Source organism: Pseudomonas sp. UC 17F4 (assembly GCF_900101695.1).
GTDB lineage: Bacteria > Pseudomonadota > Gammaproteobacteria > Pseudomonadales > Pseudomonadaceae > Aquipseudomonas.
Genome location: NZ_FNKV01000001.1, coordinates 4143950 through 4155967, shown reverse-complemented (window position 1 = coordinate 4155967; position 12018 = coordinate 4143950). Strand labels below are relative to the sequence as shown.

The following is a 12018-nucleotide window of genomic DNA, read 5'->3' as shown; positions in this document are numbered from 1 at the left end:
GTTATATAGGTGAATATATAGCGAATGCCCGACCAACGGGAAGTACTGCTTCAGCGTTTGAGCTGGGCGAGGGCGTTTTGTGCCAGTGTGCGGGTCAGTTCACCGGCCGCCAGGGCCTGGCCCAGACGCAGCGCCTGGCCTGCCCAGAGGTTGCTGAAATCGCTGTTGCCCTTTGGCTCGCTGATGGCCCGCAGCGGCATCAGCGCACCGCCGGCCAGGGGAAAGCGCGGTGCCAGCTCGCTCATCGGCCCCAGCTCGCGCATGATGCGCGTGTTGATACCACGCGCCGGGCGCCCGGTGAACAGGTTGGTCAGCGCCGTGTCGCTTTCCTTGGCGCTGTGCAGCGCCTGGCGATGAGCCGCCGAGACCTTGGCCTCAGGGCAGAACAGGTAAGCGGTGCCCAGTTGCACCGCCGAAGCGCCCAGCGCCAGGGCGGCGACGATGCCGCGGTGGTCGCCAATGCCGCCCGCGGCAATCACCGGCACCTTCACAGCATCGACAATCTGCGGCACCAGCGCCAGGGTGCCGACCTGGGTAGTGAGGTTGCTGCTGAGGAACATCCCGCGGTGGCCGCCGGCTTCATAGCCCATGGCGATGATTGCGTCGCAGCCGTGATCTTCCAGCCACAGCGCTTCATCCACGGTGGTGGCACTGGACAGCACCTTGGCGCCCGTGGCCTTGACCCGCTTGAGCAGGCTGGCTTCGGGCAGGCCGAAGTGGAAGCTGACCACGGCCGGCTTGTAGTGCTCGACCAGCTGGCAGCTGGCGTCGTCGAAGGGCGCGCGGTTGGACACCGGTGTGGGCGCATCGAAGTCGGCGCCCAGCTCCAGGTAATACGGCTTGAGCGCCTGCTTCCAGGCCGCATCGCGCTCAGGGTCCGGCTGCGGCGGCTGGTGGCAGAAGAAGTTGAGGTTGAGCGGGCCGTTGCTGGCCTCGTTGAAGGCCTGCAACTCGGCGCGGATCTGATCCAGGCTCAAGGTGGCACACGGCAGCGAACCCAGGCCGCCGGCGTTGCTTACGGCAATGGCCATGGCTGAACCGGTGGAGCCGGCCATTGGCGCCTGAAGGATCGGCAGCTCGATGCCGAGCAGATCGAGGAGACGGGTGTCCGGCCATTGGCGCATGCCTGGGGTTCCTTGTGCTGAGGAGGGTGTTACAGCGCTTTGCTCACCTTGATATCAGTGATTTTCTTGGCGTCTTCGCCGTGCAATTGTTGCAGCGCTGCCTGCACGTGCTCAGGCGCATCGCTGATCATCTGGGCGAAGTCGAATCGTTGCTCGCCATCGATCTTGTACTTGATCACGAACTTGGTGGTCTGGCTCATGGGCTTATCTCAGCTTCGACGACGAACGGCGAATGAACTTGATGGTATGGGTGAAGGTTGGCTTGGTCACTGCCGACAGGGCGCGCGGGCCGACGGTGTCGATGGTGATGTTCCAGAAACCGGTGCTGGGCACGGTGATCTTCGCCGGGAAGTCGACAAAGGCGCCGCCGTGGTAGGTGTGACGGCCGCCGTTCTTGAAGCTGCGGAAGTTGGCATCGTTCATCAGGCGGATATTGCAGCGCTGGGAGCAATGAATGACCACGATGTCATCCTCGTTGAGGTGCTCGCGCTGGTGTACGAATTTCATGTTGCACTCCGCATTGGATCTGTCAGCAAATCAAAACGATACCATGATGTCGGTTACACTGTCGGCCTTCGTGCCAGGCCCAGGATAAAACTGCCAATCAAGGGAGCAAAATGGTCTGCGCGCGGTCTTATTCTTTTTCCGTGGTGGAGGTGTGCTTGATGAAGTGGGTCGTAGCAGCGTTGGCAGTAACGCTGGGTGGCTGTGTGAGTGTGTCGGAGCTGGAGCACAGCCCGGAAACCCTCAATGTGATTTCTGGCAAAAAACCCCAGGAATACGCGGACTGCGTGCAGCAGCAATTGACCGAGTCGCGCGGGCAACTGACCGTGGAAGAACGCCACGACGGTCTGCGCCTGGTGGTGCCGCAAAAGGTCGGCGGCGGCCCGGCGGCGCTGGTGGATATCGACAAGCGCGGTAGCGGTAGCAGCATCAAGCTGTATGAGCGCCTGAACAACTTCCCGCTGCGCCTGGGTGATGTGAAGACGGCAGCGACGCGCTGCATCTCGGGCTAAATCCTTTTTCGGCTAATCGATTCAGCTGGCATCTAGCCATCTTTCTGCGTTGTAGCTTGCGGCGTATAGGCCTACTATTCATAGGCTTATACTTATTAAGCCTAAGCTTATAACAAGAAAATGGAGTCCGTGATGATCCCACTGGATCGCATCCTGATCAGCAGCCTGCTGCTGTTTTCATTGCCTGCCGCACATGCCGTCGATGGCCAGAAAATCTTCACCCAGGGTGGCCAGAACCCGGCCGCCATGGCCTGCCTGGGTTGCCATGGCGCCGACGCCAAGGGCATTGCGCCTGCCGGCTTTCCGCGCCTGGCCGGCCTGCCTGCGGCGTACCTGAGCAAGCAACTGCACGACTTTCAGAACGGCAGCCGCAAGCACCCGATCATGGAGCCGCTGGCCAAGGCCCTCAGCGCCGAGGAAATCCAGGCGGTGACCACGACCCTGGCGGCCATGCCCAGCGAGCCTGCCAGCGATATCCACCGCCAGCAGATGGCTGCCGACCCGGTGCAGAAGCTGGCGCTGTACGGCGACTGGAACCGCAAGATCCCCGGCTGTGTGCAGTGCCACGGCCCGGGCGGCGCCGGTGTTGGTGAGCATTTTCCGCCACTGGCCCATCAACCGGCCACCTATCTGGTTGCCCAGCTCAACGCCTGGCGCGACGGCAGCCGCAGCAACGACCCCAATCAGTTGATGGTCGGTGTGGCCAAGGCGATGACCGATGACGAAATAAAGGCCGTGGCCAACTACTTCGCCAACCCTGTCAGCCCGGAGGTCAAGCCATGAAGCCGATGATTCTCGCTGCCCTGACCCTGGCCTTTGGCAGTGTCCATGCTGCGCCGATTGCCATGGAAGACCAGTCGCAACTCAAGACCCCGCCAGCTGCCGCGCCTGGCTTTACCCCGCCGGCAGAAAGCGAGCTGCCCGACAACGCCTACGGCAAGATGGTCCGCGATGGCTACGCCTTGTTTGTCGACACACGCCGGCTGATGCCTGACAACGTTGGCAACGGCCTTAACTGCAGCAACTGTCACCTCGACCAGGGCCGCCTGGGCAACTCGGCGCCGCTGTGGGGCGCGTATCCCATGTACCCGGCCTATCGCAAGAAAAACGACAAGGTCAACACCTTCGCCGAGCGCATCCAGGGCTGCTTTCAGTTCAGCATGAACGGCAAGCCGCCAGCGGCCGACAGCCCGCAGATGACAGCCTTGTCGGTCTATGCCTACTGGCTGGCGAGCAAGGCGCCGATTGGCGTCGAGAGTGCTGGCCGCGGCTACCCGGAGGTGGCGCAATCGGCGCAAGGTTACGACTTCAAACGCGGTGAGCAGGTGTACCAGGCCCAGTGCTCCATTTGCCACGGCGCCAATGGCGAAGGGCAGAAGGTAGCCGGCAACTACGTGATGCCGCCATTGTGGGGCAAGGACTCCTACAACTGGGGCGCCGGCATGCACCGGATCAATACCGCCGCCTCCTTCATCAAGCACAATATGCCCTTGGGCAAGCCCGGCAGCCTGAGCGACCAGCAGGCCTGGGACGTGGCCGCTTACATCAACCGCCACGAACGGCCGCAGGACCCGCGCCTGGTCGACGGCTCGATCGAGAAGACCCGGCTGAAGTTCCACGCCAATGACGGCGTCAACCTCTATGGCCAGAAGGTCGACGGGGTGCTGGTCGGGCAGGGCATGTAGGCATCGGCTGTTTAACTGCCGGTGGTCAGCTACCGGCGCATTATTTATGCTCCCGGGGAACTATCCCCCCCGGGATTTCATCTATGATGGCATCGGCCAGCGTGGTGGGGCATTGTAAGGTGACCGCTGCCTGATTAGACTGCGCCGAATTTCGTACGCAAAGCCCTTGTTAAGGACGTATATGATCAAGAAATGCTTGTTCCCGGCAGCCGGTTACGGCACTCGCTTCCTGCCCGCTACCAAAGCCATGCCCAAGGAAATGCTGCCGGTGGTGAACAAGCCACTGATCCAGTACGGCGTTGAAGAAGCGCTGGAAGCTGGATTGAACGAAATTGCCATCGTCACCGGTCGTGGCAAGCGCGCCCTGGAAGACCACTTCGACATCAGCTATGAGCTGGAAAACCAGATCAAGGGCACCGACAAGGAAAAATACCTGGTCGGCATCCGTCGTCTGCTCGACGAGTGTTCGTTCTCCTACACCCGTCAGACCGAAATGAAAGGCTTGGGCCACGCGATCCTCACTGGCCGCCCGCTGATCGGCGACGAACCGTTCGCCGTGGTACTGGCGGACGACCTGTGCGTCAACCTCGAAGGCGACAGCGTGCTCAAGCAGATGGTCAAGCTGTACAAACAGTACCGCTGCACCATCGTTGCCATCATGGAAGTCGACCCGCAGGAAACCAGCAAATACGGTGTGATCGCCGGCGACCTGATCGGTGACGACCTGTACCGCGTACGCAACATGGTCGAGAAGCCAAAGCCTGAGGATGCTCCGTCGAACCTGGCGATCATCGGCCGCTACATCATGACCCCGGACATCTTCAAACTGATCGAAGAAACCGAGCCGGGCAAAGGCGGTGAAATCCAGATCACCGACGCGCTGATGAAGCAGGCCCAAGATGGCTGCGTTATTGCCTACAAGTTCAAGGGCAAGCGTTTCGACTGCGGTGGCGCCGAAGGCTACATCGAAGCGACCAACTTCTGCTTCGAGAACTTCTACAAAACCGGCAAAGCGTACTGAGCCTGGTAGCTAGCGGTTTGATAAAGCCACCTTCGGGTGGCTTTTTCTTGTAGCTTGTAGCTTGATACTTGCAGCTTGAGACCCTCGAGATGACCTACGATTTTGATCTGTTCGTGATTGGTGCCGGGTCTGGCGGTGTGCGCGCTGCGCGCTTTGCCGCAGGCTTCGGTGCAAAAGTGGCGGTTGCCGAAAGCCGCTACCTGGGTGGTACCTGCGTCAACGTCGGCTGCGTGCCGAAAAAGCTGCTGGTCTACGGCGCGCATTTTGCCGATGACTTCGAGCAGGCCGCAGGCTTTGGCTGGTCGCTGGAAGATGCCCAGTTCGACTGGGGCCAGTTGATCGCCAACAAGAACCGCGAAATCGAGCGGCTCAACGGTATCTACCGCAACCTGCTGGTCAACAGCGGCGTGACCTTGCTGGAAGGCCACGCCAAACTGACGGGTGCCCATGAGGTGGAAGTCGATGGCCAGCGCTACAGCGCCGAGCACATCCTCATTGCCACCGGCGGCTGGCCGCAGATCCCGGATATTCCGGGCAAGGAGCTGGCGATCAGCTCCAACGAGGCGTTCTACCTCAAAGACCTGCCCAAGCGCGTGCTGGTGGTTGGCGGCGGTTACATCGCCGTGGAATTTGCCGGGATCTTCCAGGGCCTGGGGGCAAAAACCTCGCTGCTGTACCGCGGCGACCTGTTCCTGCGCGGCTTTGACGGCAGTGTGCGCGAGCACCTCAAGGACGAGCTGGAAAAACGCGGCATGGACCTGCAGTTCAACAGCGATATCCAGCGTATCGAGCGCCAGGACGACGGCAGCCTCAAGGCTACCCTCAAGGATGGTCGCGAACTGGTGGCCGACTGCGTATTCTATGCCACTGGCCGGCGACCGATGCTCGACAACCTGGGCCTGGAAAACACCGGCGTCGAACTCGACCCGCGTGGTTTTATCCGCGTCGACGACCTGTACCAGACCACCGCGCCGTCGATCCTGGCGATTGGCGATGTGATCGGCCGTGTGCAACTGACCCCGGTGGCCCTGGCCGAAGGCATGGCTGTGGCCCGGCGCCTGTTCAAGCCCGAGCAGTACCGCCCGGTGGATTACCAGAACATCCCTACCGCCGTGTTCAGCCAGCCACCGATTGGTACCGTTGGCTTGACCGAAGAACAGGCGCTGGAGCAGGGCCACAAGGTGCAGATCTTCGAAAGCCGCTTCCGGCCGATGAAGCTGACCCTCACCGAGGTGCAGGAAAAGACCCTGATGAAGCTGGTGGTCGATGCCGACACCGACCGCGTGCTGGGTTGCCATATGGTCGGCCCGGACGCCGGCGAAATCATCCAGGGCCTGGGCATTGCCCTCAAGGCCGGGGCGACCAAGCAGCAGTTCGACGAGACCATTGGCGTGCATCCTACGGCGGCGGAAGAGTTCGTCACCTTGCGTACGCCATCGCGTTAAACGGCGTACTCCAATCGCGGGGCAAGCCCGCTCCTACTGGCCGGTAGGAGCGGGCTTGCCCCGCGATAGCTTCAAACCCTCTATTAATAGCCCCGCCTTATAGCCAAAACCAATCAACAACATGAGCTTTGCCAATGAGCATTAATCCAATGCATTGGCTACGATTCTCCCATCAGTTTTTTCAACCCCCTGAAGGAGCGTCACTCATGCCTATCATCAACAGCCAGGTTAAACCGTTCAAAGCTACCGCTTACCACCAGGGCAAGTTTGTCGAAGTCTCGGATGCCGATCTGAAAGGCAAATGGTCGGTAGTGTTCTTCTACCCGGCCGACTTCACCTTCGTCTGCCCGACCGAGCTGGGCGACCTGGCCGACAACTACGCGCAGTTCAAAGACCTGGGCGTGGAAATCTACGGCGTGTCCACCGATACCCACTTCACCCACAAAGCCTGGCACGACACTTCGGACACCATCGGCAAGATCCAGTACCCACTGATCGGTGACCCGACCCACGTCATCTCGCGCAACTTCGACGTGCTGATCGAAGAAGCCGGCATCGCTGACCGTGGCACCTTCGTGATCAACCCAGAAGGCCAGATCAAGATCGTCGAACTCAACGACGGTGGTGTCGGCCGTGACGCCAGCGAGCTGCTGCGCAAGGTCAAGGCTGCCCAGTACGTTGCCGCCCACCCAGGCGAAGTCTGCCCGGCCAAGTGGAAAGAAGGCGAAGCTACCCTGGCGCCATCGCTGGACCTGGTCGGCAAGATCTAAGACCGTGAGCCAGCCGAGGGCGGTGGTCTACCGCACCTGACGTTGTCACCGCCCCGCAAAACGCCCGGGCGCTTTCGCCCGGGCGTTGTTATTTCTACCGTTTGAAAAAGGAATCGCCCGTATGTTGGACGCCACGCTTAAAACTCAGTTGAAAGCCTACCTGGAACGGGTCACTCAGCCGATCGAGATCGTTGCTTCCCTCGATGACGGCGCGAAGTCCCGCGAATTGCGCGACCTGCTGGTGGAAATCGCCGGCCTGTCGAACCTGATTACCCTGCGTGAAGATGGCAGCGACGCCCGTCGCCCGTCGTTCTCGCTCAATCGCCCTGGCGCTGACATCAGCCTGCGCTTTGCCGGCATCCCCATGGGCCACGAGTTCACCTCGCTGGTGCTCGCCCTGCTGCAGGTCGGCGGTCATCCGTCCAAGGCCAGCCTGGAGGTGATCGAGCAGATCAGCGCGCTCAAGGGTGAGTTCAACTTTGAAACCTACTTCTCGCTGTCGTGCCAGAACTGCCCGGATGTGGTCCAGGCGCTGAACCTGATGGCGGTGCTCAACCCCAACATTCGCCACGTCGCCATCGACGGTGCGCTGTTCCAGGCCGAAGTCGAGCGCCGCAAGGTCATGGCCGTGCCCAGCGTCTACCTCAACGGCGAAGTGTTCGGCCAGGGCCGCATGGGCCTGGAAGAAATCCTCGCCAAGCTCGACACCAGCGCCGGCGAGCGTCAGGCCGAGAAGATCAACGCCAAGGATGCCTTTGACGTGCTGGTGGTCGGTGGCGGCCCGGCGGGCGCCGCAGCGGCGATCTATGCCGCCCGTAAAGGCATCCGCACCGGCGTTGCCGCCGAGCGTTTCGGCGGCCAGGTACTCGACACCATGGCCATCGAGAACTTCATCTCGGTGCAGGAAACCGAAGGGCCGAAGCTGGCCATGGCCCTGGAAGAACACGTCAAGCAGTACGACGTCGACATCATCAACCTGCAGCGCGGTGAAGCCTTGATTCCGGCCACCGACGGCGGCCTGCACGAAGTGCGCCTGGCCAGCGGTGCCTCGCTCAAGGCCAAGACTGTGATCCTCGCCACCGGTGCACGCTGGCGCGAAATGAACGTACCCGGCGAGCAGCAATACCGCAGCCGCGGCGTTGCCTACTGCCCGCACTGCGATGGCCCGCTGTTCAAGGGCAAGCGCGTGGCGGTGATCGGTGGCGGCAACTCGGGTGTGGAAGCGGCTATCGACCTGGCCGGTATCGTCGCCCAGGTGACCCTGATCGAGTTCGACAGCCAGTTGCGTGCCGACGCCGTGCTGCAGCGCAAGCTGCACAGCTTGCCGAACGTCAAGGTGATCACCAGTGCGCTGACCACCGAGGTGCTCGGTGATGGCGAGAAGGTCAACGGCCTGCGCTACAAGGACCGCAACAGCGATGAGCTGCATGACCTGGCGCTGGAAGGGATCTTCGTGCAGATCGGCCTGCTGCCCAACACCGACTGGCTCAAAGGCACGGTCGAGCTGACCCCGCGCGGCGAGATCATCGTCGATGCCCGTGGCCAGACCAACCTGCCGGGCGTGTTCGCCGCCGGTGACGTGACCACCGTGCCATACAAGCAGATCGTGATTGCCGTGGGCGAGGGCGCCAAGGCTTCGTTGGCGGCCTTTGATCACCTGATTCGCACCTCGGCGCCAGCCTGACCGGCTTTATCGCGGGGCAAGCCCGCTCCTACAGACCAGGTAGGAGCGGGCTTGCCCCGCGATGGTTTCAATGCGCCAGCCCGGTGTCGGGAACACCGGCCATTCCAGCGGCGCTTTGACAAGAGTCTGCAAGCTACCGGCTATCACCCGGCATCGGTGTGCGGGCGCCGATGGCCGAGCCAGAGCGCTCGTGGTCCAGTGTCTATAGTGAAGTAGTGTGTTTCAGCGAGAGCCATTGCCATGCAACTGATCAGTCGCGAGCCCTGGTGGCGCAATCCGCCCAAGCCTGGTCAGCGAGAGCAGGATCTGGAATGGGGGTATCTGGAGATCTACAAGGATGGCCGCGCCGTGTTCGTCGAGCAGCGACCTACCGACCAGGAACTGGCCGAGCGCAAAAGCTGCCGCAACTTTCCCGAGGCTGAGGAGTAAGCTATAGGGTATGCCGTAATACAAATCTACCTGGGGCGGGAGCATGCATTGAAGGCCTGCTGGATTGCCCATGTCGAGGTCAGCGACCCTGAGCGGTATCAGCAGTACATCCAGCGGGCACTGGCGGCCCTTGCAGCCTTCCCCGCTATGCCGAGATCGTCATCACCGGGGGCTAAAGCGATCAAGTCGGCGCAGCGGGCTTGAGGCAGGCTGGACAGTCAGCCCAAGGAGATGACCATGATCCGCCTGACCCTGTCCGAAGCCCATTCGCTGGCCTTTTCGATCCTTTTGCACAACGGCTTTGACGCCGACCATGCCCGGGCGGTGAGCGATACCATCGTCGCCGGCGAGCGCGATGGCTGCGCCTCCCATGGCCTGTACCGGGTGCTGGGCTGCGTCGGCTCGCTCAAGGCCGGCAAAGTGGTTGCCGATGCCCGCCCCGAAGTCATCGACCAAGCGCCGTCGATCGTGCGCGTGGATGCTGGCGGCGGGTTCTCTCAGCTGGCATTCCAGGCCGGCTTGCCGTTGTTGCAAGCCAAGGCCCAACGCAACGGCATCGCCGCCCTGGCGATCAACCGCTGTGTGCACTTTTCGGCCTTGTGGGTCGAGATCGAGCAGCTGGCCGAGGCCGGCCTGGTGGCCCTGGCATTCACCCCCAGCCATGCCTGGGTGGCGCCTGCCGGTGGCCATCGGCCGGTGTTCGGCACCAACCCCATTGCCTTCGGCTGGCCGAGGGCGGGCACGCATCCGTATGTCTTTGACTTCGCTACCAGCGCCATCGCCCGTGGCGACATCGAGCTGCATCGGCGTGCCGGCAAGGCGATACCCGAAGGCTGGGGCGTGGATGAGCACGGCCAGCCCAGCACCGACCCCAACGTGGTGCTGGACCGTGGCGCCATGCTCACCTTCGGCGGGCACAAGGGCTCGGCGCTGGCAGCGATGGTCGAACTGATCGCCGGGCCGTTGATCGGCGACCTGACCAGTGCCGAATCACTGGCCCATGCCGACGGCAGCAAATCCTCGCCTTATCATGGTGAGTTGCTGATTGCCCTGGACCCGCGCAGGTTTTTGGGTGACGCCGCCGATCAACACCTGGCCCGGGCCGAGGTGGTATTCGAGAGCATCGAGGGGCAGGGCGCGCGGCTGCCGTCTGCGCGCCGCTATACAGCACGGGCGCGCAGCCTGGTGGAAGGGGTGGAAATCCCGCAGGCCCTGTACAACGATCTCAGGGCGCTGCTGGCCTGAAACCCACCCTTACAGGGCGGTGCGGCTGCTCTGGCCGTCGACCAGGCGCGCGATGCCCAGCGGGTTGGCGTTCTGCAACGCTGGCGGTAGCAGCGCATCCGGGCAGTTCTGGTAGCACACCGGGCGCAGGAAGCGCTCGATGGCCAGGCTGCCCACCGACGTCCCGCGGGCATCGGAGGTGGCCGGGTAGGGGCCGCCGTGCACCATTGCATCACAGACTTCGACGCCGGTCGGGTAGCCGTTGAACAGTACCCGGCCGACCTTCTGCTCCAGCAGCGGTAGCAGTTCAGCGTGGCTTTGCAGATCTTCAGCTTCGGCGATCAGGGTAGCGGTGAGCTGACCGTGCAGGCCGTGCAATGCTTGCTGCAACTGCGTGCTGTCGGCCACCTCGACCAGCACCGTGGCCGGCCCGAACACCTCTTCCTGCAACAGCGCATCGCCTTCGAGCAACAGGCTGACATCGGCCTTGAACAGCTGCGCCTGCGCCTGCTTGCCCTGTTGCGGCTGCCCGGCCAGGTGGCTGATGCCAGGGTGAGCGAGCAGCGCCTCGACGCCCTTGGTGTAACTGGCGAGGGTGCCGGCGTTGAGCATGGTCTGTGCCGGTTGCGCGGCCAGTTGCGCGGCCAGTTGTTCGGTAAATGCACTGAATGCCGGCGAGCGCAGGCCGATCACCAGCCCCGGGTTGGTACAGAACTGCCCGCAGCCGAGCACCACCGAGGCCGCTAGTTCGCGGGCGATCTGCTCGCTGCGCAGGTTCAGGGCCTGGGGCAGTACCAGCACCGGGTTGATGCTGCTCATTTCGGCGAACACCGGGATCGGTTGTGCCCGTGCCGCCGCCATGTCGCACAGCGCACGGCCGCCCTTGAGTGAGCCGGTAAAACCCACCGCCTGGATCGCCGGATGCTTGACCAGCGCTTCGCCGACGCCGGCGCCGTAGATCATGTTGAACACGCCCTTGGGCATGCCGGTCTGTTCGGCCGCGTGGATGATCGCATCGGCCACCCGCTCAGCGGTGGCCATGTGGCCGCTGTGGGCCTTGAATACCACCGGGCAGCCGGCGGCCAGGGCCGCGGCGGTGTCGCCGCCGGCGGTGGAGAAAGCCAGGGGGAAGTTGCTGGCGCCAAACACCGCGACCGGGCCGACGCCCAGGCGGTACTGGCGCAGGTCGGCGCGGGGCAGCGGTTGGCGATCGGGCTGGGCGCGGTCGATGCGTGCGCCGAGAAAGTCACCGCGGCGCAGCACCTGGGCGAACAGGCGCATCTGCCCGCAAGTGCGCCCGCGCTCGCCGAGGATCCGCGCGGCGGGCAACGCCGTTTCGCCGGTCACCAGGGTGATGAAATCATCCCCCAGGGCCTCCAGTTGCGCGGCAATGGCCTCAAGAAACTGCGCCCGTCGCTCCGGCGACAAACTGCGAAACACCGGGTAGGCCTCGGCCGCCGCCTGGACAGCGGCATGCACTTCTGCGCCGGTGGCCTGGTGGAACCGATAGGGCAGGGCCTCGCCGCTGGTTGCGTCATGGCTCTGCAGGGTGAGGCTGCCAGCGGCGCTGCGCGCGCCGCCAATGTAGTTGTGGCCGATGATATCCGCCATGGATTACTC

At 63.0% G+C, this 12018-nt stretch carries 13 protein-coding genes and 1 pseudogene; 10 read left to right on the top strand and 4 right to left on the bottom strand.

The window, feature by feature from the left end; translation table 11 throughout:
• Positions 1–50: 50 nt before the first annotated feature.
• The 3 genes from BLR26_RS18800 to BLR26_RS18790 are packed head-to-tail and all read right to left on the bottom strand — an operon-like array spanning position 51 to position 1631.
• Positions 51–1124: an NAD(P)H-dependent flavin oxidoreductase gene (locus BLR26_RS18800; RefSeq protein ID WP_093383947.1), complete on the bottom strand. Its 1074-nt coding sequence runs from the start codon at positions 1122–1124 to the stop codon at positions 51–53.
• Between the two features lie 29 nt (positions 1125–1153).
• The gene (locus BLR26_RS27340; RefSeq protein WP_093383944.1) at positions 1154–1324 is read right to left on the bottom strand and encodes a hypothetical protein; all 171 of its coding nucleotides are present in this window, start codon (positions 1322–1324) and stop codon (positions 1154–1156) included.
• Between the two features lie 4 nt (positions 1325–1328).
• Entirely contained in the window at positions 1329–1631 is a 303-nt protein-coding gene (locus tag BLR26_RS18790) for a DUF1883 domain-containing protein (protein WP_038995738.1), read from the bottom strand.
• A 158-nt stretch (positions 1632–1789) separates the two neighbouring features.
• Between BLR26_RS18790 and BLR26_RS18785 the strand changes: the two genes are divergently transcribed.
• The 10 genes and pseudogenes from BLR26_RS18785 to BLR26_RS18740 all read left to right on the top strand — a co-directional run bounded on the left by BLR26_RS18785 (position 1790) and on the right by BLR26_RS18740 (position 10419).
• Positions 1790–2140, top strand: a complete 351-nt coding sequence (locus BLR26_RS18785; RefSeq protein ID WP_093383941.1) for a hypothetical protein — start codon at positions 1790–1792, stop codon at positions 2138–2140.
• A gap of 132 nt (positions 2141–2272) precedes the next feature.
• A complete protein-coding gene (locus BLR26_RS18780) occupies positions 2273–2923 on the top strand; it encodes a c-type cytochrome (RefSeq protein WP_045196731.1) in 651 nt (216 codons plus the stop codon).
• Positions 2920–3825 (top strand): c-type cytochrome, encoded by a 906-nt coding sequence (locus BLR26_RS18775; protein ID WP_093383938.1) that lies wholly within the window; start codon positions 2920–2922, stop codon positions 3823–3825. Before BLR26_RS18780 ends, BLR26_RS18775 begins: the two co-directional genes overlap by 4 nt.
• A gap of 181 nt (positions 3826–4006) precedes the next feature.
• A complete protein-coding gene (gene galU, locus BLR26_RS18770) occupies positions 4007–4846 on the top strand; it encodes a UTP--glucose-1-phosphate uridylyltransferase GalU (protein ID WP_045196734.1) in 840 nt (279 codons plus the stop codon).
• Positions 4847–4935: 89 nt separating this feature from the next.
• A complete protein-coding gene (gene gorA / locus BLR26_RS18765; protein WP_093383935.1) occupies positions 4936–6291 on the top strand; it encodes a glutathione-disulfide reductase in 1356 nt (451 codons plus the stop codon).
• Positions 6292–6497: 206 nt separating this feature from the next.
• Positions 6498–7061, top strand: coding sequence for an alkyl hydroperoxide reductase subunit C (ahpC, locus tag BLR26_RS18760; protein WP_010223911.1), 564 nt, complete (start codon positions 6498–6500; stop codon positions 7059–7061).
• Between the two features lie 121 nt (positions 7062–7182).
• Positions 7183–8745, top strand: a complete 1563-nt coding sequence (gene ahpF, locus BLR26_RS18755; protein WP_093383925.1) for an alkyl hydroperoxide reductase subunit F — start codon at positions 7183–7185, stop codon at positions 8743–8745.
• Positions 8746–8985: 240 nt separating this feature from the next.
• The gene (locus BLR26_RS18750; RefSeq protein WP_045196737.1) at positions 8986–9174 is read left to right on the top strand and encodes a hypothetical protein; all 189 of its coding nucleotides are present in this window, start codon (positions 8986–8988) and stop codon (positions 9172–9174) included.
• A gap of 48 nt (positions 9175–9222) precedes the next feature.
• Positions 9223–9315 (top strand): annotated as a pseudogene (locus BLR26_RS27550) (DUF1330 domain-containing protein); the annotation flags it as partial.
• Positions 9316–9411: 96 nt separating this feature from the next.
• Complete coding sequence (locus BLR26_RS18740) at positions 9412–10419, top strand: Ldh family oxidoreductase (RefSeq protein WP_093383915.1); 1008 nt, start codon at positions 9412–9414, stop codon at positions 10417–10419.
• A gap of 9 nt (positions 10420–10428) precedes the next feature.
• Here BLR26_RS18740 and BLR26_RS18735 read toward each other — a convergent pair whose 3' ends face one another.
• Entirely contained in the window at positions 10429–12009 is a 1581-nt protein-coding gene (locus tag BLR26_RS18735) for an aldehyde dehydrogenase (NADP(+)) (RefSeq protein WP_093383911.1), read from the bottom strand.
• Positions 12010–12018: the final 9 nt, after the last annotated feature.